The sequence below is a fragment of the Caulobacter sp. X genome, assembly GCF_002742635.1.
Taxonomy (GTDB): Bacteria; Pseudomonadota; Alphaproteobacteria; order Caulobacterales; family Caulobacteraceae; genus Caulobacter.
Map to the genome: position 1 here is coordinate 1,762,535 of NZ_PEGF01000001.1, position 18,081 is coordinate 1,780,615.

The window sequence follows — 18,081 nt, forward strand, 5'->3', positions numbered from 1 at the left end:
AAGCGGGCAGAGGGAACACCATGGACTTCGACATCTCCCCCAAGCAACGCGTCTTCCTGGATCGCGTCACCGCGTTCATGGATGAACACGTCTATCCGGCGATCCCGGCCTACGAGGCCGAGATGAACGTCCTGGGCCAGGAGCGCTGGAAGGTCGTCCAGGTGCTGGAAGAGCTGAAGAAGAAGGCCAAGGCCGCGGGCCTGTGGAACTTCTTCATGCCGCCGCACAGCGGCCAGAGCCACGTCGACGACACCTTCGTCTTCGAAGGCGAGCAGCTGACCAACCTCGAGTACAGCTTGATCGCCGAGCACATGGGCAAGGTCGGCTTCGCCTCGGAGGTCTTCAACTGTTCGGCGCCCGACACCGGCAACATGGAAGTGCTGATGCGCTACGGCACGCTGGCGCAGAAGGAGCGCTGGCTGCGCCCGCTGATGAACGGCGAGATCCGTTCGGCCTTCCTGATGACCGAGCCGGCGGTGGCCAGCTCCGACGCCACCAACATCGAGACCCGCATCGAGCGCGACGGCGACCACTATGTGATCAACGGCCGCAAGTGGTGGAGCTCGGGCGTGGGCGATCCGCGCTGCAAGGTGGCGATCGTGATGGGCAAGACCGATCCGACCGCCTCGACCCACCAGCAACAGAGCCAGGTCCTGGTGCCGATGGACGCGCCGGGGATCGAGATCGTCCGCATGCTGCCGGTGTTCGGCTATGACGACGCCCCGCACGGCCACGCCGAGGTGATCCTGAAGGACGTCCGCGTGCCGGTCGAAGAGGCCCTGCTGCTGGGCGAAGGCCGCGGCTTCGAGATCGCCCAGGGCCGTCTAGGCCCGGGTCGCATCCACCACTGCATGCGCACGATCGGCGCGGCCGAGGTGGCGCTGGAGAAGATGATCAAGCGCCTGATGAGCCGGAAGGCCTTTGGCAAGTATCTGTCCGACCACTCGGTCTGGGAACAGCGCATCGCCGAGGCCCGCATCGACATCGAGATGTGCCGCCTGCTGTGCCTGAAGGCCGCCGACATGATGGACAAGGCCGGCAACAAGTCGGCCCGCCTCGAGATCGCGATGATCAAGGTCGCCGCGCCGCGCATCGCGCTGAAGGTCATCGACGACGCCATCCAGGCCCACGGCGGCGCCGGCGTGACCACCGACTTTGGCCTCGCCAAGCTCTATGCCGGCATCCGCACCCTGCGCCTGGCCGACGGCCCGGACGAGGTCCACTGCCGCACCATCGCCCGCATGGAAATGTCCAAGTATGGCGACCTCGCCTACAAACAGAAGACCGAACGCGACGCGGCCCTGCACGTGCCGGGGATTCGGTAGTTTCCTTCTCCCCTTGCGGGAGAAGGTGGCGGCCGCCAGGCCGACGGATGAGGGGTCGCATAAGCGGCCCCTTTTTCGTGAACGGCCGACACGTCTTTCAACCCCTCATCCGACCGCTTCGCGGCCACCTTCTCCCGCAAGGGGAGAAGGGAGCAAAATCCGGGCGGACAGCCTCGCGACGCGAGGCGATCATCCCCGCATGACCCGCCCCAACCGCCTTCTCCTGGACCGCGCGCCCTCGCCGATCGGCGAGATTCTGATCGTCACCGACGAGACCGGCCTGCTGCGCGCCGTCGACTTCCACGATTTCGAGCCGCGCCTGCGCCGGCTGCTGCGCCTGCACTATGGCGACATTCCGCTGGAGACCGGCGACGCGCCGCCCGCGACCAAGGCCGCCTTCGCCCGCTACTTCGCCGGTGATGTCGCCGCGCTCGCGCCCCTGGCCTGGGACACCGGCGGCACGGCGTTCCAGCGGTCGGTCTGGCGCGCCCTGGCGGCGATCCCGCCCGGTGAGACGGTCACCTATTCGGAGCTGGCCCGCCGCGTGGAGCGCCCCGCCGCGGTCCGCGCGGTCGGCGCCGCCAACGGCGCCAATCCGCTCAGCCTGGTCGCGCCTTGCCACCGGGTGGTCGGCATGAGCGGCGCCCTGACCGGCTACGCCGGCGGGATCGAACGCAAGCGTTGGCTGCTGGCCCACGAGGGCGCGCTAGGCGGCGCCGGCGATCTCGCCGCGCTGTAGGGCGCTCAGCAAGGCTTGCCCCTGGGGCGACACCCAAGAGCTGCGCGCCGCGGCCATCATCTCTGGCGTCGGCTTCTCGCCCGGACCAAGCTTGACGCCATTCAGCCAGAGAGGCGTTCCAAAACTCCGGCCCAGCAAACGACCTTGGTCAGTCACCAACAGGTTGCAGGGCAAGCTGCTCGGCATGGACGCGCCGCGCCGCGCGAGCGTGTCGAACAGGGTGCTCGATCCGGGCGAACGGTCGATCACCGTCGGCAACGCGCCGGCGCCGGCCTTCTCCAGCACTGCCCGCCCTTCGGCGAAGGCGATGTCACGCCGGGGACTGGTGAGCACTGGCAAGATGCGGAAGCGTTTGCTTTCGTAGATCCGCTGTTGAACAGCGAAGTCCGCGAGCTCCCTCAAGCATGGCGCGCACCACGGCGCCCACAGCGACAGCAGAGTAAGCCCCGGCTCGAACTTCAGCGCCCGAACGCCCGAAGCGCGCTCAACATTCACCTCCGGGACGGTCAATCCGGTCGGGGGCTGCTTGAAACTAAAGGCGAGGCTGTTTCCATGAAGGGCGGGCGTGTCGAGCGCCGCCGCGCGCGGCGTCGGGTCCGGAGGCAGAACCCTGGGCTGGCCGGAGTTTTCCGCTCGCGCCGCGCCCGTCATCGCCAAGGCCGCCAGACCGCGGCCGATCAACTCTCGCCTAGAAGCCGTCATGCCAAAACCTTCAATCTCAAGACGAGCCGAGGCTAGGCCAAAGTCGAGAGTCAGGCCAGCCCGACGCCCCGCGCCACATAGGGCCCGACGTTGAAGAACGGCAGGGCCAGGGTGATCCCGATCAGGGCGTTGAAGACGATCGAGCCGGCGTTGAAGCGGCCGGCCTCGCCGTCGATCGCCGCCGAGAGCGCCCGCGCCGCCGCCGCGCCCAGCCAGCCGACCGCCAGCACCATGGCCATGGCCGCGCCCAGCCTCGGCTGATAGCCGAGATACAGCGCCGCGATCCCGTGCGAGGCGATCAGCATGCCGCCGAACGCGCGTCCCTCCGCGAACAGCGGCGACTTCGGCGTCTCCTCGTCGGCCAGACCCGCCAGGCCGATCATCGTCTGCGGCCGCGCCAGGATCATGCCGCCCAGCGCCCCGCCGATGACACAGGCCACCACCGCGAGAAACAGCGACAGGAAGTAGCTGGACATCGGGTCTCCTTGGGCTTGCGTCAGGCGGGCGCGTGACAGACGGCCTCGACGTTCCGACCGTCCGGGTCAAGAACGAAAGCGGCATAATAGTTGGGATGATAGTGAGGCCGCACGCCGGGCGCGCCGTTATCCGTCCCGCCGGCCGCCAGGGCCGCGGCGTGGAAGGCGTCGACCTGGGCGCGGTCGGCGGCCAGGAACGCCACGTGCATCGGCCCGGTCGGCGCCGCGCCCTGGCTGACCCAGAAGCTGGGCTTGCCCGCCTGGATGTCGCGCCGATCCTCGGTCGGGCCATAGCCGATGAAGGCCGAACTTCCTGTCTCCTCGGCGCTGACGCTCATCACCACGGCGATCCCCAGCGGCGCGAAGGCCGCGTCGTAGAACGCCTTGGCGACCTGGAGATCCCGCACCGTCACGCCCATATGGTCGATCACTGGACCGCTCCCGTTAACCGCGCGCCGCAAAAAGTTCGCATCGGGCGTTCTTGACTCCCCGAGGGCCGGCGCCTAACTGACGCTCGTCGTTAGCACTCGGAGGGAGCGACTGCTAACAGCACCGCTCCCCCTGCCAACGAAGCCATTAAATCAAACCGTTCCGACGGAGAACCACAATGAAGTTTCGTCCCCTGGGCGACCGCGTCCTCGTGAAGCGCGTCGAAGAAGAAACCAAGACCAAGGGCGGGATCATCATTCCCGACACGGCGAAGGAAAAGCCTCAAGAAGGCGAAGTCGTCGCGGTCGGTCCGGGCGCTCGCAACGACAAGGGCGAGATCGTCGCCCTGGACGTCAAGGCTGGCGACCGCATCCTGTTCGGCAAGTGGTCGGGCACCGAAGTGAAGGTCGACGGTCAAGACCTCCTGATCATGAAGGAAAGCGACGTCCTGGGCGTGGTCGAGGCTTAAGGCCTCCCTGTTCCCAGCGCTTTTCGAACGCAACTCTCTTTTAGAAGGGCTCCAAAATGGCCGCTAAAGACGTCTATTTCTCCTCCGACGCGCGCGACAAGATGCTGCGCGGCGTCAACATCCTCGCCAACGCGGTGAAGGTGACCCTGGGCCCCAAGGGCCGCAACGTCGTCATCGAAAAGTCGTTCGGCGCTCCGCGCACGACCAAGGACGGCGTCTCGGTCGCCAAGGAAATCGAACTGGCTGACAAGTTCGAGAACCTCGGCGCGCAGATGATCCGCGAAGTCGCGTCGAAGACCAACGACAAGGCCGGCGACGGCACCACGACCGCCACGGTCCTGGCCCAAGCCATCGTCCAGGAAGGCCTCAAGTCGGTCGCCGCCGGCATGAACCCGATGGACCTGAAGCGCGGCATCGACAAGGCCGTGCTGGTCGCCGTCGAGGACATCAAGAAGTCCTCGAAGAAGGTCACCACCAACGCTGAAATCGCCCAGGTCGGCACCATCTCGGCCAACGGCGACAAGGAAGTCGGCGAGATGATCGCCAAGGCGATGGACAAGGTCGGCAACGAAGGCGTCATCACCGTCGAAGAAGCCAAGACCGCCGAGACCGAACTCGACGTCGTCGAAGGCATGCAGTTCGACCGCGGCTACCTGTCGCCGTACTTCATCACCAACGCCGACAAGATGGAAGTTCAGCTGGAAGAGCCGCTGATCCTCCTGTTCGAAAAGAAGCTGTCGTCGCTGCAGCCGCTGCTGCCGGTGCTGGAAGCCGTCGTCCAGTCGGGCCGTCCGCTGCTGATCATCGCTGAAGACGTCGAAGGCGAGGCCCTGGCCACGCTGGTCGTCAACAAGCTGCGTGGCGGCCTGCGCGTCGCCGCCGTCAAGGCTCCGGGCTTCGGCGACCGCCGCAAGGCCATGCTGGAAGACATCGCGATCCTGACCGGCGCTCAAGTCGTCAGCGAAGACCTCGGCATCAAGCTCGAGAGCGTCACGCTCGACATGCTGGGCCGCGCCAAGAAGGTCTCGATCACCAAGGACGACACCACGATCGTGGACGGCATCGGCGAGAAGGAAGCCATCGAGGCTCGCATCTCGCAGATCAAGCGCCAGATCGAGGAAACCACCTCGGACTACGACAAGGAAAAGCTGCAAGAGCGTCTGGCCAAGCTGGCCGGCGGCGTCGCGGTCATCCGCGTCGGCGGCTCGACCGAAGTCGAAGTGAAGGAAAAGAAGGACCGCGTTGACGACGCCCTGAACGCGACCCGCGCGGCCGCCGACGAAGGCATCGTCCCGGGCGGCGGCACGGCTCTGCTGAAGGCCTCCAAGGCCCTGGCTGGCCTGACCGGCGACAACGACGACCAGACCGCCGGCATCGCGATCGTCCGTCGCGCCCTGCAGGCTCCGATCCGCCAGATCGCCGAGAACGCCGGCGTCGAAGGTTCGATCGTGGTCGGCAAGATCCTGGAAAACGACAGCAGCTCGTTCGGCTTCAACGCCCAGAGCGAACAGTATGTCGACCTGGTCGCCGACGGCGTCATCGACCCGGCCAAGGTTGTCCGCACGGCCCTGCAGAACGCCGCTTCGGTGGCCGGCCTGCTGATCACGACGGAAGCCGCGATCGTCGAAGCTCCGAAGAAGTCGGCTCCGGCCGCTCCGGGCGGCATGCCCGGCGGCATGGGTGACATGGACTTCTAATCTTAGAAGTTCAGCACACCGCTGAAACGGATGAGGGCGGGGCCGAAAGGCTCCGCCCTTTTTCTATCCACCGGCTATCCACCGGTATTCGCGGTAAATGCGAGACCACACGCATCCAAGCGCCCCGATCGGCGTTAGGCTACGGCTTCGCTAGCATGGAGGCCGTGATGTCGTTCGTGCGTGAGTACCCCGCCCCGCGCCGTAAGCGCGCTCCGCGGACACCCTTGAGTATCGTCGTGCTGGGGCTGTCGGCCTGGCTGGTGCTGGGCTTGGTGAGCCAGGCGGCCTTTCAGCTGATCGGCTGATCGGCTGATCGGCGGTCAAAGGCCCTTACAGTTCGAGGCGGAACGCCCTAAGTGCAGGCCCATGTTCCGCCAGCGCCCCGACGCCGATCTGATCGTTCAAGGCTGGGTCATCGGCGTCATGGTCGAGGTCCCGGGCGAGCGCGCGCCGGTGCGCCACTACTTCGCCGTCGGCAAGGCCGATCGGGCGCAGGCCGAATGGACCGCCACCGACCTCGCCCAGACCGAGGGCGCGATCGCCTCCAGCCCCGTCGACGGCCATGAGCCGGTCGAGGCGATGCACGAGATCGTCGCCTATCGGATGCGAGACCTGGGGCTGAAGAGCGGCGAAGCCCGGCGGCTGGGCGACAAGTATCCGCGCCGCTGGCTGTTCTGACACGCGCTTTCGGCGCGTTTCAGCTGGGTAATCGCCACGCCCCAATTGGCGGCTAGAGCCGGGACATGCCTCAGCTCTTCTCCCCCAACCGCCGTCGCGTCCTGGCCCTGGCCGCCATCGCGCCCGCCGCCTCGGCCCTGCCCCGCCCTGCCCACGCCGACGCCCTGGTGCTGACGCCCCAGGTCACCCAGGGTCCCTACTGGTTCGACCCCAACCTGCTGCGCGCGGACATCACCGAGGGCCAGCCCGGCGTCCCGGCCCGCGTGCGGATGACCGTGCTGGACCAGGTCGGCGCGCCGATCCGCGGCGCGCGGGTCGAGATCTGGCATTGCAACGCCTCGGGCCTCTATTCCGGCTATGACGGCCAGGGCGACGACCAGAAGACCGGGACCAAGGGCCAAACCTTTCTGCGCGGCGGCCAGCTGACCGACGCCGGCGGCGCGGCGCTCTTTCGCACCATCTGGCCGGGCTGGTACCAAGGCCGCACGCCGCACATCCACGCCAAGGTCTTCCTCGACGCCCGCACGGCCCTGACCTGCCAGCTGTTCGTCCCCGACGCGCTCAGCGAATACCTGTACGAGAACGTCCCGGCCTATAAGCGCCCCCGCAAGCGCGACACGCTCAACAGCAACGACGGCATCGCCCTGCAGGGGGGCGCGGCCATGGTCGCGGCGGTCAAGGAAGGCAAGGACGCCTACGAAATCGCCTTGACCGTCGCCATCGATCCGCGAGCCGACTGGAAGGACGCCGGCTTTGGTCCCGAACAGCCTGGATCGGGCCCGTCCGGACCGCCTCCGGGTCCGCCGCCCGAGGGCATGGGGCCGCCTGGCGGACCCGGCGCCGGCCCGCCCCGCGCGCCGTTGCTGAGCGGCGAGGCGCGGCTGAAGGCGATGGTGCCTGGTCTTTAGGATCTTCCCCCTTGGCGCGGCGGCGGGTTTGAGGCCATGCTCCGCGCCAAACAGGCGTTCGAACGCCGTGCTAGGGGAAGAGCATGACCGGGATGAGACTGGCCGCCATGGGATTGGCGGCGATCTTGACGATGGGCGCGTCGGCCTGCGCCCAGACCAACACCGCGCCGGCCACGCCGAACGACTACGCCAAGGCCGACAACTGGCTGTGCCTGCCCGGCCGCCAGGACGCCTGCGCCACCGACCAGACGACGACCATCGTCGCGGCCGACGGCAAGACCTCGAGCGAGACGTTCCAGGCGGCGGCCGCTCCGGCCTATGACTGCTTCTACGTCTATCCCACCGTCTCGACGGACCCCGGCGGCAACAGCGACATGGTCATCGACCCCGCCGAGAAGCGCGTGGTCGACCAGCAGCTGGCGCGTTTTGCGTCCAAGTGCCGGGTGTTCGCGCCGATGTACCGGCAGGTCACCCTGGCCGCGCTGCGCTCGGTGATGCTGGGCCGTCCCTCGCCGGGCGACGCCGAGTTGGCCTATGGCGACGTCCGCGACGCCTGGCGCTGGTATCTGGCTAACGAGAACAAGGGCCGAGGCGCTGTCCTGATCGGCCACAGCCAGGGCTCGCGCATCCTGCTGAACCTGCTGAAAAACGAGATCGACGGTCAGCCGGCCCAGAAGCAGATGATCTCGGCCCTGGTGCTGGGCATGAACACGCCGGTGGACGCGGCGGGCAAGTACGGCTCGATCCCGCTTTGCACGAAGGCCGACGAGGCCGGCTGCCTCGTCACCTATGTCTCTTTCCGCGCCAGCAGCCCGCCGCCGGCCAACAGCCGCTTTGGCAAGACCGACGCCGAGGGCCATCGCGCCGGCTGCGTGAACCCGGCCGCCCTGCTGGCGGGCAAGGAGTCCTCGGAAGAGGCCCCTCTGCACAGCTATCTCAGCAGCAAGGGCTACGGCGCGGTCGAAGGACAGTCGCCCAAGCCCTTCGCCAAGGGCCTGACGGTCACCACGCCGTTCGTATCCATGCCAGGCCTGATCTCGGCCCGCTGCGTCAGCGAGGGCGACTTCACCTATCTGTCGGTCAAGATCAACGCCGACCCCGCCGACCCGCGCGCCGACGACATCGCCGGAGACATCGTGGTGGCCGGCTTCACGCTGAAGGACTGGGGCCTGCACCTGATCGACGTGAACCTGGCGATGGGCGACCTGGTGGCGCTGGTCGATCGGCAGGCGGCGGCTTACGGGGCGAAGTAGGGCGCGTAAGATGCTCCCCCGCGATGCGGGGGAGCTGTCGCGGAGCGACTGAGGGGGCTAATGCGGCATAGGTCCAGCTCGCCCCCTCCGAGCCTCCGGCCCACCTCCCCCGCATCGCGGGGGAGGATCTGCACCAAAGCTACTTCGGCCCCGCCACGGCCTTGAACACCGTGGTCCCCAGCAGCAGCACGATCACGAAGCCGACCAGGAACAGGAAGAACAGGATCTTGGCGACGCCGGCCGCCGCGCCGGCCACGCCGGTGAAGCCCAGGGCGCCGGCGATGATGGCGACGATGGCGAGGATGATGGCCCATTTGAGCATGACGATTTCCCTCCGTGAGCGCCGAAACGGCGCGTTCGGAAAATCAACGCCGCTTCACCGCGCGGCGTTCCTTGTCTTCGCGGCCCGAGGCCGGTAACCCAGACGCCATGGCCTCCAAGCCCGAAAGCCCGACCGAACCCTTCAAGCGCGCGCTGGCCCACGCGGCCCGTTCGCTCGCCGAGACGCCTGACCTGGAGGTCGTGTTCTCGGGCGATGGGCCGCAGCTTCTCGGCAACCGGGCCGTGCTGCCGCATCCGCCGCGCGACCTGTCGAGCAAGGAGGCCGCGCGCATCCGAGGCCTCGCCGACCAGATGGCCCTGCGCCTGGCCCACCACGATCCGGTCGCCCACGCCCGCGCCCGCCCCGCCTCGCCCGACGGCCAGGCCGCCTTCGAGTCCATCGAGCAGGCGCGGCTGGAAGCCATCGGCGCCAACGCCCTGGGCGGCGTCCGCGCCAATCTGACCGCCGCCCTCGAGACCCGGCTGGAGAAGCAGGGCCTGACCCGCGCGGTCGCCACCGACACCCAGTCGGCCCCCATGGCCGAGATCCTGGGCCTGCTGGTCCGCGAGCGCCTGACCGGAGACGCCCCGCCAGACGGCGCCAAGGCTCTGGTCGACATCCTGCGCGCCGACATCGAGGCCCGGGCCGGCAAGGACCTCGACCGTCTCGCCGCCGCCATCGACGACCAGGCCGCTTTCGCCCGCGTCACTCGCGACATCCTGCGCGATCTCGACCTCGGCGAGGAGATGGCCGACGCCACCGACAGCGCCGACGAGGACGACGGCGAGGAGGACGACTCCCCGACCGAAGGCTCCGACGACGAACAGGGCGAGGGCGAAGGCGAACAGCCCGAGGGCTCCTCGCCGCAGGAGAGCGAGAGCTCTGACCGCGAGTCCGAGGCCGGCGACGAGGAGATGGTCCAGTCCGACCAGGACGGCGAGGTCGAGGAGACCGACGAGGCGCCCGACATGGGCGACGGCGCCAAGCCCGCTCGTCCCGATCCCGGCCAGGCCCAGGGCGGCGAGCCGCTCTACAAGATCTTCACGACCGAGTTCGACGAGATCGTCCAGGCCGAGGACCTGTGCGACGCCGAGGAATTGACCCGCCTCCGCGCCTATCTGGACCAGCAGCTCTCGGCACTCTCCAGCGTCGTCTCGCGCCTGGCCAACAAGCTGCAGCGCCGTCTGCTGGCCCAGCAGAACCGCGCCTGGACCTTCGATCTCGAGGAAGGGATGCTGGACGTCGCCCGCCTGACGCGGGTGATCATCGACCCCACCGCGCCGCTGTCCTTCAAGCAGGAGGAGGACCAGGAGTTCCGCGACACGGTCGTGACCCTGCTGATCGACAACTCCGGCTCGATGCGCGGCCGGCCGATCATGGTGGCGGCGATCTGCGCCGATATTCTCGCGCGCACCCTGGAGCGTTGCGGGGTCAAGACCGAGGTCCTGGGCTTCACCACCCGCGCCTGGAAGGGGGGCTCCAGCCGCGACGCCTGGATCAAGGCCGGCAAGCCCGCCGCGCCGGGCCGCCTGAACGACCTGCGCCACATCGTCTACAAGGCCGCCGACGCCCCCTGGCGGCGCGCGCGCAAGAACCTCGGCCTGATGATGCGCGAGGGTCTCCTGAAGGAGAACATCGACGGCGAGGCCCTGATGTGGGCGCACCAGCGCCTGGTCGGCCGGCCCGAAGCTCGCCGCATTCTGATGGTGATCTCCGACGGCGCGCCGGTGGACGACAGCACCCTGAGCGTGAATTCGGGCCACTATCTGGAGCGCCACTTGCGCCAGGTCATCGCCGAGATCGAGGGCAAGAGCCCCGTCGAGCTGATCGCCATCGGCATCGGCCACGACGTCACGCGCTACTACCGCCGCGCCGTCACCATCGTCGACGTCGAGCAGCTGGGCGGCGTGCTGGTCGAGCAGCTGGCGGCCCTGTTCGAGGAAGAGCCTCGTCAGATCGCCCGGACGCGCGGCCTGCTGGCGCCGCTGCCCGTGGTCACGCCGCAAGCGGCCAAGCCCGCCAGGACGCCGGCGTGAGGGCTCGACTGGCGCTGAGCCTGGCGCTGGCCGGCGGCCTCGTCGCCGGCTGCGCCGAGCACGCCGCGCCGCCGCCCGTTATCCCCGCCGCGCCGGTCAAGGCCGGACCCGAGATCACCGTCGTCGCCACGCCCATACCGATGGACACCGCCGACCCCACGAAGGTCACGGCCGAGGGCGGCTTCACCTATGCCGGCGGCCTGGTGCTGACCAGCCCCGACACCACGCGGCTACACGGCCTGTCGGACCTGCGTATCGGCGCGGGCGATGTGCTGACGGCGATCAGCGACGAGGGCGATGTCTTCGAGGCCAAGATCCAGCTGGACGCCACGGGGCGCCTGGCCGGCCTGACCGGCGGCAAGCTGTTCCCCCTGAAGGGTCTCGACGGCCAGCCGCTGCAGGGCAAGCGCAACGCCGACGCCGAGGGCCTGGCCGTCCTGGCCAACGGCGACCGCCTGGTCAGCTTCGAGGGCGACCACCGCATCTGGCTCTATCCCGCCCAGGCCGACGGCGGCTGGGGAACGCCCCGTCCGGCGCCCAAGCCCGCCACCATCTTCCCCGACAACGAGGGCATGGAGGCGCTGAGCGCCTATCCGGCCGCCGGTCCCGACGCCTATATCGTTGGCGGCGAGGAGGGCGAGGTGTGGCTGTGCCGCCTGTCGGCTGACTGCAAGTCGCTGCCGCCGCAATCGGGCCCCGACTTCACGTGGGGCCTGACCGCCTTCGCCCCGTTCCAGGGGACGGCGGTCGCCACCCTGCACCGGGGCTATGACCCGATCCGCGGCTGGCGGTCGATCGTCCGCTTCATCTCGGACCCCACCCTGCCCGCCGCGCGCCAACGCACCGCCGCCTCGCTGCACATCGACGGCGCCATGCCGCGCGACAACTTCGAAGGCCTGGCGCTCTCGTCGTCTCCCTCGGGCGCGATCCGCATCTACGTGATCTCGGACGACGGCGCGGTCAGCGCCAAGCAACGCACCCTGCTTCTGGCCTTTGACTGGACGCCGCCCCCGCCACCGCCGCCCGCCCCGGCCAAGCCGCCGAAGAAGCCCGTCCGCAAGCGCTAAGTCTTCGCGGCGCAGCATAGAGCACCAACCGCTAAACGCCTGAAATCGTTTCGTTGGAAACGATATGTTACCGCTAACATTTTTCGGTTCAGATGCGTTTTCGCACTTGCAATAGACACCGGTGTCAGTCATTCATAGCTTGACGGTCGATGAGGCGAGAACCCACGGGCCGTCAGAGGAACGCGCCGGGAGGCGGTTGAACCCAACCTCCTTTCCGGGACTAACACCATGATCCGTCTGCTCCTTATCGCCGTCAGCGCCCTGATGGCCACCACCGCCGCCACCTCGGCCAGCGCTGGCGAAATCACCGTCAAGGTTCGCGGTCGCCCCGCCGCCGTGGTCCACGCCGAGATCATCCAGGCCGCCAAGCAGCTGTGCCAGGAAGACCTGGCCGGCAACCCCGCCGCCAACGACCTGGCCCCCTACTGCGTCCGCGAAATCACCCGCGACGCCGTGATCCGCACCAACAGCCCCGAGCTGGTCGCCTTCGACAAGGCCCAGGGCCGCTCGGTCTACGCGCTGCGCGTCGCGCTTCGCTAAGCCCTAGGAAGGACCCGCGAGCCGTCGCGCTCGCGGGTCTTTTCCGCGCCTCGCGCCCGCTGTGGCGCGGGCGCCGCGCGATTGACCCAATTTAGGGTGCGCTGCAACATTATCGTTGATCACCCAACGGAACGTCGCTATATCGACACGGACGGATCCAACGAGCGGAAGACCTCGGCGACCGTCAGAGGAACGCGTCTGGAGGTGGTTGCGCCCAACCCCCTTTCGGAACATCGACATGATCCGCTCCATCGTTCTGGCCGCCTCGGCCATCGCTCTGGCCGCCGCCGCTCCGGCCTCGGCCGCTGAAATGCGCGTCAAGGTCGCCGGTCGCTCGGCCGCCGAAGTCCGCGCTGAAATCGTCAAGGCGGCCTCGACCGTCTGCTGGCAGGACATCCGCGGCGAAGCCCTCGCCGGTTACATGTACCCGGCCTGCATCCGCGCCTCGGTCAACGACGCCGTCGCGAAGATCAACAACCCGGCCCTGAGCGCCTACAACACGGCGAACCCGGCCTCGACCGTCTCGCGCTAAGGCGCCCAAAGCTTAGTACCCCGCGTAACAGTACAGCGTTCCGAGTACCCAGCGTAACAGTACCAAGCGTCACAAACCCGCCGCGGCCCAAGCCGCGGCGGGTTTTGTTTTGGGGGGCGACGACGAACGATCGACGCCCCTCTCCAACGCCAAGCCGGCCCTTGTAGGCTTTGGCGCGCCTCGCCCGCCAAAGGCGCGGCGAGAGCTACCGTATCAGAGCCGCGAATAGGGAGCGGCGGGCGATGGCGTTCTCGGGCGATACGCCATGCTGGGCGAAATGCCCGCGCCAACTCGATTGCGGCTGCGGGGAGGCCTCCTCCGACGTCGCCAATGTCGAGGCGGGCGTTTCGTGACACACTAGGAGCTCGGACGTGCGGTTGACCGGAATGTAGTCGACCCAGTGCACGGGCACCTCATGGGTGCGGCCGTCATCGCCGCGCATCGAGATGTAATCGACGCGGTCGTCGCCGCGGTAGCCATAGGCCGTGACATTGACCCTCTGGGCGCCGTTCTGGCTCTCCTGGCTCACGGTTTTCAGGACATTGCGCGTGATGCAGTCGGGGTGGGCGAAGCACCTCTCGCCCATATAGTTGGCAATGGCTTCATGCTCCCAGAAGCACGAGCCTTGGATCACTCCCGCATAGATATCCTCGGCCGGACGATGCTGCTGGTACAGCGGGATGGCGAGGATAGGCGCGAAGGCGAAGTAGAAGGCCTTGAACAACGCGTTGTGGTAGTCGTTGAAACGCGCGCGAGCCACCGCCAGATCGTAGAAGCGAAACATCTCTGGCGCGGCGCTGATGTCCGCCCCAACGAGGTGTGCGGGTTCGACGACGTTGATCTTTCGAATCTTTTTAAAAGTGAAATTGTCGCCGAAGCCTATCGCCTTATCCTTCAGGATCTTCACTATCTCCTGCTGCGCGAGAGGAGTGAACAACATGCGGAACTGGACTTCGTGATCACGGTCGCCCGCCGCGAACAGAGCGTCGAATTCACGGTTGGCCATGGGGGTGAAGCCTGAGCCGGCTGCAAGTTTGCGGGCCTTGGCTTCCAGCTTTTTGATCGCTTGGCTCTTGCGCCAGTTATTGATCAAGCCGTCGTCCAGGCCCGAGAGGGAGGAGGGCTGACGGCTGAAGCTCAGGTCCGGCGCCGCCTGGTTGCCGTAGATCAGGATCGACTCGGTTTGATACTCGGGAAAGGGCTTGGTGACCGAAGCCCTTAGCGTCTGGGACCGCGACACCGAGTTCGTGCGCCCGTTGGAATCGCGCACTACCTCCGTCCAGTGGATTGTAAGGCTGCCGCTATAGGTCTTTGCCCCGATCCAGTGACGCAGGGTCTGCGCCATGATGAAGGGGTTGCCACTGACGAGGCCCGTATGGGCGAACATCACTGACCGCCCTTGGTTGAAGGCGTCGCTCCAGCCATACGACTGATGAAGGTTGGTCAGCCGGGCATTGGTGAAATAAGGATCCAGCTCGATCTTTGGGACGGTCTTGCTGACCAGCTTGGCGAAGATGTCCCAGTCGAACAGGCTGTTCAGCGTCGCCATCTGGCGCCAAGCCTCGGCCTCCTTTTCGGCGCGGGCTTTAGCGAGAGAATCGGCTCGGTCGCTGGCGGTCTTGATGACGGGATTCAACCAGAACAGAATCCCGACCAGGAGCGCAGCCGCCCCCGCCAGCCACGCCGGGTGTTGGCTATAGGCCAAGTAGAGGGTCGCAGCGATCGCGCCAAAGCCCGCAATGCGCAGCCGCTTCCACCATCGGACGGTGGCGCCGGAGGTCTTGGCGCGCTTCTCCAGATCGCGGATTTCCCGGGCCGTCTTGGCGTTGAGCGCTTCATCGACGCCGGAAGTGCGCACCAGCTCTTCGAAGAAATCGGCCGTATGCTTACGGTGAGCGTCTCTTAGGCTGACCTCATACTGGCCGAGCGGTTCGTAAAGATCCTCGGTCAGAAGAAGGCCTCCCGAGCCGCCGCCTTGATCTCAGCCGTAGCGATGAAGGGAATGCGGGTCGTGTAGCCCTTGCGCGCCGCCACGATCTGCTTGGCCGGCCAGGCGAAGATGTCCTGATTCCAGATCGCCACCGTATCGTTGTATAGAGTGCGAGCTGCGGTGATTTCCTTTTGCAGATAGCTGTTCTGCTGCATGGCGTCGGCGATGGCGGCGTGAGCCTTGAGATCTGGATAGGCCTCGAACGCGACGTTGATGCGCGACAGCACGTTGTTAAGCTCGGCTGAGGCCATGTTGCGCTCGACGTCCGCCTGGGCGCCCGCGCCGCTGCGCATGGCGGCGACGCTCTTCATCACGTCCTTGTCGAGATCAACGGCCTTGTTCAAAAGCCCGACGACGTTGTTCAGGATGACAACCCGCTGCTCCAGATAATTGTCGATCTGGGATGCGTCGGCCTGAACACGCTGCTGCAGCTTACGCAGATAGGCCAGCGCGTTGATCTTCATGAACTGAAAGATCACGCCCGGCAGGACACCTAGCACCGCCATCAGCAATCCATTCTGTGGCGGAATCAGTCCGAGGCCGACGCCGCTGAGCGCGAGTACGGGAATGGCGGCCCAAAGCGCGATCTCGAAGATCAGAGAGCCTACGCCGATTGTCACCGGAATCTGTTTCGCGACAACATTGATATCTCGCCCCGCCGGATCGACCGGACCGGTGATTTCGTCGAGTTCATTTGCCATGAAGCGCCCTGACACCTTGGCTTTTCTGTTTCGAGAGCGCCAAGCTAGACAAGCAAACCCCTAAGATAGTCTTTCGTTTGAGGGGAGTTTCCCGCGCCATTCAACCTATGGCTTGACGCATCCGGTCGTGGCGGCTTGCCGCTGTGCGCGCCCAGGCTTGAGCGACTGACACCCGGCCGCCACCTATCACCCACAACGAAAAACCCGCCGGGATCACTCCCGGCGGGCTTTCAAATCTTCAGCCTTGAAGGGCTGTAGAGCCTTAGGCGGCTTGAGCGGCGGCCTTGGCCTTGGCCTTCACCTGGGCCTTGATCTTCAAGGCGCGCGGCGACAGCTGCTCGTCCTTGGCGCCCAGCAGGAACACGTCCAGGCCGCCCTTGAAGTCCAGGGTGCGCAGGGCCGCGTTGCTGATGCGCAGCTTGAAGCTCTGGCCCAGCGACTCCGACTGGAGCGTGGCGGGCGACAGGGCCGGCAGGAAGCGGCGCTTGGTCTTGATGTTCGAGTGGCTCACATTGTGGCCGACCATCGGACCGATACCGGTAAGTTCGCAACGGCGCGACATGGTGGTTACCTTGGCTTGGGCGAAGCCCCGCTCTCTTGAGAAGAGCCTGGCCCGCTAAGATATGAATTCGGGCACGCGATCCGGACGAGCTGGCCGCGCGAGAGCGGGCGATATAGGCGAAGGCCGCCCCTTGAGTCAAGGCTGGTCTGGACCTCCGTTCGCGCCAGCGAAGGAACCCACCGCGCGCCGCCGGCCTTCAAGCACGGTTCATCTGGCTCTCTATATATAGGGCCGCATGAAGGAGACCCGTTGTATGCGTACGACCGCCCTCGCCGCTTCCGTCCTGGCCCTGACCGTCGCCCTGCCCCTGGCGGCGTCCAGCCAGACCCGTCAGGTCTCGACCGCCCCGGCGGCGCGGACGATTCTCCCAGGGCATTGGGAGTACGACTATCGCGTCGGGCCGATCCCGGCCGGCAGCGAGACCAAGTGCCTGAAGGCGGCCGACGTCGAGCAGTTCTCGCGCGGGATCTGCACCCGCAAGTACCGCTGCGACTACACGACCAACGTCGTCTCCAACGGCAAGATCAAGCTGAAGGGCACGTGGACCGACAAGAAGGACCGCGTGGCCCCGGTGACCGCCGACGGCTCGTACACGCCCGAGAGCTTCACCCTAAACATCCACATGAAGACCATCAACGGCCTCCCGCTGGCCGGGGTGATGACCGCCAAGCGCGTCTCGGCCGAATGCCCGGCCGAGCAGGCTGCGAAGTAGGCTCTAAGGCAAAGCTTCCGTTTGTGGTTAACGCGAATTGAGATACAATAGATTGTAGGGAACAAACACTGAATCGGTGAACGTCGCTGATTCGGTCATGATTCGTTTCGCCCCTGTTCGGCCAAGGGTTAGCGGACGTTAAGCTTCCCCAAGCTTCACATTGCATCAGCGCACGACCTGCCCCTCTCCCCTTGCGGGAGAGGGTGGCCCGCGTAGCGGGTCGGGTGAGGGGTTGAAGACGGCATCCGCCGCGAGGACGCGCCGGGCGGTCGCCAAGCCAAGACGCTTATCGACCCCTCATCCGTCGCCTTCGGCGACACCTTCTCCCGCAAGGGGAGAATGGGCCTTCACGCGCGGCGGGGCCACCGAGAATTCCAGGTCGAACAACGTCGGGGTGTGGTCGGTCTTGGCCTTTTCCAGCGTCAGCAGCCGGGCCTTGGTCGCCGAACCGCCGGGCGCGGAGAAGCCGCCCAGGCCGCCCGAGGCCGACAGCACGCGGTGGCAGGGCACGACGATCGGCCAGGGGTTCTCGCCTAGGGCCTTGCCGACGGCCCGCGCGGCGCCGGGCTCGCCCATGGCCTTGGCGACCTCGCCATAGGTGGAGGTCTCGCCGGGCGCGATGGCCCGGGCGATCTCGTAGACCCTCAGATTGAAGGCGGACTGGCCGCCGAGATCCAGCGGCACGTCGGCCAGGTCGTCTCGCCCGCCGGACAGCAGGTCGCGGATCCGCTCGATCACCGCCTCGACCTCGGGCGGGGGCTCGGATTCGACCGCCTCAGGGAAGCGCCGCCTCAGGCGGCCCCAAGCCGCGCCAGGCGTGGCCTCGGGCAACTGCAAGCCGATCAGGCCGCTTGGCCCCCAAGCGAGGCCGCAGCGCCCGATGCTGGTGTCGAAAAGGGCGAAACCCTGGGTCGGCATGTGGAAAAACTAGCAGGCCTGTTGC

General features: G+C 66.9%; 20 protein-coding genes and 2 pseudogenes. 13 read left to right on the forward strand and 9 right to left on the reverse strand.

Annotation, left to right across the window (positions count from 1 at the left end):
• Window positions 1-20: 20 nt before the first annotated feature.
• Entirely contained in the window at window positions 21-1,325 is a 1,305-nt protein-coding gene (locus CSW60_RS08135) for an acyl-CoA dehydrogenase family protein (protein WP_099536779.1), read from the forward strand.
• A 47-nt stretch (window positions 1,326-1,372) separates the two neighbouring features.
• A pseudogene (locus CSW60_RS08140) lies at window positions 1,373-2,064 on the forward strand (methylated-DNA--[protein]-cysteine S-methyltransferase).
• Here CSW60_RS08140 and CSW60_RS08145 read toward each other — a convergent pair.
• From CSW60_RS08145 to CSW60_RS08155, 3 genes are all read right to left on the reverse strand, one after another.
• Window positions 2,032-2,745: a hypothetical protein gene (locus tag CSW60_RS08145; RefSeq protein ID WP_143324136.1), complete on the reverse strand. Its 714-nt coding sequence runs from the start codon at window positions 2,743-2,745 to the stop codon at window positions 2,032-2,034. The pseudogene CSW60_RS08140 and the gene CSW60_RS08145 sit on opposite strands and share 33 nt — an antisense overlap.
• Before the next feature lie 71 nt (window positions 2,746-2,816).
• Entirely contained in the window at window positions 2,817-3,242 is a 426-nt protein-coding gene (locus tag CSW60_RS08150; RefSeq protein ID WP_099536782.1) for a DUF4345 family protein, read from the reverse strand.
• A gap of 20 nt (window positions 3,243-3,262) precedes the next feature.
• Window positions 3,263-3,673 carry a VOC family protein gene (locus CSW60_RS08155; RefSeq protein WP_099536783.1) on the reverse strand — a complete coding sequence of 137 codons (411 nt, stop codon included), beginning with the start codon at window positions 3,671-3,673 and terminating at the stop codon, window positions 3,263-3,265.
• Between the two features lie 176 nt (window positions 3,674-3,849).
• On the opposite strand from CSW60_RS08155, the gene groES reads away from it, so the two are divergent.
• The 6 genes from groES to CSW60_RS08180 all read left to right on the forward strand — a co-directional run bounded on the left by groES (window position 3,850) and on the right by CSW60_RS08180 (window position 8,676).
• The gene (groES, locus tag CSW60_RS08160; RefSeq protein WP_099536784.1) at window positions 3,850-4,140 is read left to right on the forward strand and encodes a co-chaperone GroES; all 291 of its coding nucleotides are present in this window, start codon (window positions 3,850-3,852) and stop codon (window positions 4,138-4,140) included.
• Window positions 4,141-4,196: 56 nt separating this feature from the next.
• Window positions 4,197-5,837 carry a chaperonin GroEL gene (gene groL, locus CSW60_RS08165; protein ID WP_099536785.1) on the forward strand — a complete coding sequence of 547 codons (1,641 nt, stop codon included), beginning with the start codon at window positions 4,197-4,199 and terminating at the stop codon, window positions 5,835-5,837.
• Window positions 5,838-6,004: 167 nt separating this feature from the next.
• Window positions 6,005-6,142, forward strand: coding sequence for a hypothetical protein (locus CSW60_RS23640; RefSeq protein ID WP_201722991.1), 138 nt, complete (start codon window positions 6,005-6,007; stop codon window positions 6,140-6,142).
• Window positions 6,143-6,203: 61 nt separating this feature from the next.
• Window positions 6,204-6,515, forward strand: coding sequence for a hypothetical protein (locus CSW60_RS08170; RefSeq protein WP_099536786.1), 312 nt, complete (start codon window positions 6,204-6,206; stop codon window positions 6,513-6,515).
• Window positions 6,516-6,580: 65 nt separating this feature from the next.
• Window positions 6,581-7,423, forward strand: a complete 843-nt coding sequence (locus CSW60_RS08175; RefSeq protein ID WP_099536787.1) for an intradiol ring-cleavage dioxygenase — start codon at window positions 6,581-6,583, stop codon at window positions 7,421-7,423.
• A gap of 92 nt (window positions 7,424-7,515) precedes the next feature.
• Window positions 7,516-8,676 carry a DUF3089 domain-containing protein gene (locus CSW60_RS08180; protein ID WP_099536788.1) on the forward strand — a complete coding sequence of 387 codons (1,161 nt, stop codon included), beginning with the start codon at window positions 7,516-7,518 and terminating at the stop codon, window positions 8,674-8,676.
• A gap of 139 nt (window positions 8,677-8,815) precedes the next feature.
• Here the strand turns inward: CSW60_RS08180 and CSW60_RS08185 are convergent, their stop codons facing one another.
• Window positions 8,816-8,998: a DUF1328 family protein gene (locus CSW60_RS08185; protein ID WP_099536789.1), complete on the reverse strand. Its 183-nt coding sequence runs from the start codon at window positions 8,996-8,998 to the stop codon at window positions 8,816-8,818.
• 107 nt (window positions 8,999-9,105) lie between these two features.
• On the opposite strand from CSW60_RS08185, the gene cobT reads away from it, so the two are divergent.
• The 4 genes from cobT to CSW60_RS08205 all read left to right on the forward strand — a co-directional run bounded on the left by cobT (window position 9,106) and on the right by CSW60_RS08205 (window position 13,173).
• Window positions 9,106-11,034 (forward strand): cobaltochelatase subunit CobT, encoded by a 1,929-nt coding sequence (gene cobT, locus CSW60_RS08190; protein ID WP_099536790.1) that lies wholly within the window; start codon window positions 9,106-9,108, stop codon window positions 11,032-11,034.
• On the forward strand, window positions 11,031-12,101 hold the full coding sequence (locus CSW60_RS08195; RefSeq protein ID WP_099536791.1) for an esterase-like activity of phytase family protein: 1,071 nt from the start codon (window positions 11,031-11,033) through the stop codon (window positions 12,099-12,101). The genes cobT and CSW60_RS08195 overlap by 4 nt, the downstream gene beginning before the upstream one ends.
• A gap of 228 nt (window positions 12,102-12,329) precedes the next feature.
• Complete coding sequence (locus CSW60_RS08200) at window positions 12,330-12,641, forward strand: hypothetical protein (protein ID WP_099536792.1); 312 nt, start codon at window positions 12,330-12,332, stop codon at window positions 12,639-12,641.
• 238 nt (window positions 12,642-12,879) lie between these two features.
• Window positions 12,880-13,173, forward strand: a complete 294-nt coding sequence (locus tag CSW60_RS08205) for a hypothetical protein (protein WP_099536793.1) — start codon at window positions 12,880-12,882, stop codon at window positions 13,171-13,173.
• Window positions 13,174-13,378: 205 nt separating this feature from the next.
• On the opposite strand, the gene CSW60_RS08210 is transcribed toward CSW60_RS08205, so the two are convergent.
• From CSW60_RS08210 to rpmB, 3 genes are all read right to left on the reverse strand, one after another.
• Window positions 13,379-15,124, reverse strand: a complete 1,746-nt coding sequence (locus tag CSW60_RS08210; protein ID WP_369801025.1) for an MAG1210 family protein — start codon at window positions 15,122-15,124, stop codon at window positions 13,379-13,381.
• The gene (locus tag CSW60_RS08215; protein ID WP_099536795.1) at window positions 15,121-15,864 is read right to left on the reverse strand and encodes a LemA family protein; all 744 of its coding nucleotides are present in this window, start codon (window positions 15,862-15,864) and stop codon (window positions 15,121-15,123) included. The genes CSW60_RS08210 and CSW60_RS08215 overlap by 4 nt, the downstream gene beginning before the upstream one ends.
• A gap of 262 nt (window positions 15,865-16,126) precedes the next feature.
• Window positions 16,127-16,426 (reverse strand): 50S ribosomal protein L28, encoded by a 300-nt coding sequence (gene rpmB, locus CSW60_RS08220; protein ID WP_066684724.1) that lies wholly within the window; start codon window positions 16,424-16,426, stop codon window positions 16,127-16,129.
• A gap of 253 nt (window positions 16,427-16,679) precedes the next feature.
• Here rpmB and CSW60_RS08225 point away from each other — a divergent pair, with 253 nt between their 5' ends.
• Window positions 16,680-17,138, forward strand: a complete 459-nt coding sequence (locus tag CSW60_RS08225) for a DUF3617 family protein (protein WP_099536796.1) — start codon at window positions 16,680-16,682, stop codon at window positions 17,136-17,138.
• A gap of 165 nt (window positions 17,139-17,303) precedes the next feature.
• On the opposite strand, the pseudogene CSW60_RS23080 reads toward CSW60_RS08225, so the two are convergent.
• Window positions 17,304-17,479, reverse strand: a pseudogene (locus tag CSW60_RS23080) (hypothetical protein).
• Entirely contained in the window at window positions 17,436-18,056 is a 621-nt protein-coding gene (locus tag CSW60_RS08230; RefSeq protein ID WP_099536797.1) for a methylated-DNA--[protein]-cysteine S-methyltransferase, read from the reverse strand. The pseudogene CSW60_RS23080 and the gene CSW60_RS08230 overlap by 44 nt, the downstream one beginning before the upstream one ends.
• Window positions 18,057-18,081: the final 25 nt, after the last annotated feature.

Bases quoted from the DNA above. Each gene is read 5' to 3' on its own strand.
- CSW60_RS08135 (WP_099536779.1), top strand. From the start codon at position 21: ATGGACTTCGACATCTCCCCCAAGCAACGCGTCTTCCTGGATCGCGTC.
- CSW60_RS08150 (WP_099536782.1), bottom strand. From the start codon at position 3,242: ATGTCCAGCTACTTCCTGTCGCTGTTTCTCGCGGTGGTGGCCTGTGTC.
- groES (WP_099536784.1), top strand. From the start codon at position 3,850: ATGAAGTTTCGTCCCCTGGGCGACCGCGTCCTCGTGAAGCGCGTCGAA.
- groL (WP_099536785.1), top strand. From the start codon at position 4,197: ATGGCCGCTAAAGACGTCTATTTCTCCTCCGACGCGCGCGACAAGATG.
- CSW60_RS23640 (WP_201722991.1), top strand. From the start codon at position 6,005: ATGTCGTTCGTGCGTGAGTACCCCGCCCCGCGCCGTAAGCGCGCTCCG.
- CSW60_RS08170 (WP_099536786.1), top strand. From the start codon at position 6,204: ATGTTCCGCCAGCGCCCCGACGCCGATCTGATCGTTCAAGGCTGGGTC.
- CSW60_RS08175 (WP_099536787.1), top strand. From the start codon at position 6,581: ATGCCTCAGCTCTTCTCCCCCAACCGCCGTCGCGTCCTGGCCCTGGCC.
- CSW60_RS08180 (WP_099536788.1), top strand. From the start codon at position 7,516: ATGAGACTGGCCGCCATGGGATTGGCGGCGATCTTGACGATGGGCGCG.
- CSW60_RS08185 (WP_099536789.1), bottom strand. From the start codon at position 8,998: ATGCTCAAATGGGCCATCATCCTCGCCATCGTCGCCATCATCGCCGGC.
- cobT (WP_099536790.1), top strand. From the start codon at position 9,106: ATGGCCTCCAAGCCCGAAAGCCCGACCGAACCCTTCAAGCGCGCGCTG.
- CSW60_RS08200 (WP_099536792.1), top strand. From the start codon at position 12,330: ATGATCCGTCTGCTCCTTATCGCCGTCAGCGCCCTGATGGCCACCACC.
- CSW60_RS08205 (WP_099536793.1), top strand. From the start codon at position 12,880: ATGATCCGCTCCATCGTTCTGGCCGCCTCGGCCATCGCTCTGGCCGCC.
- CSW60_RS08215 (WP_099536795.1), bottom strand. From the start codon at position 15,864: ATGGCAAATGAACTCGACGAAATCACCGGTCCGGTCGATCCGGCGGGG.
- rpmB (WP_066684724.1), bottom strand. From the start codon at position 16,426: ATGTCGCGCCGTTGCGAACTTACCGGTATCGGTCCGATGGTCGGCCAC.
- CSW60_RS08225 (WP_099536796.1), top strand. From the start codon at position 16,680: ATGCGTACGACCGCCCTCGCCGCTTCCGTCCTGGCCCTGACCGTCGCC.
- CSW60_RS08230 (WP_099536797.1), bottom strand. From the start codon at position 18,056: ATGCCGACCCAGGGTTTCGCCCTTTTCGACACCAGCATCGGGCGCTGC.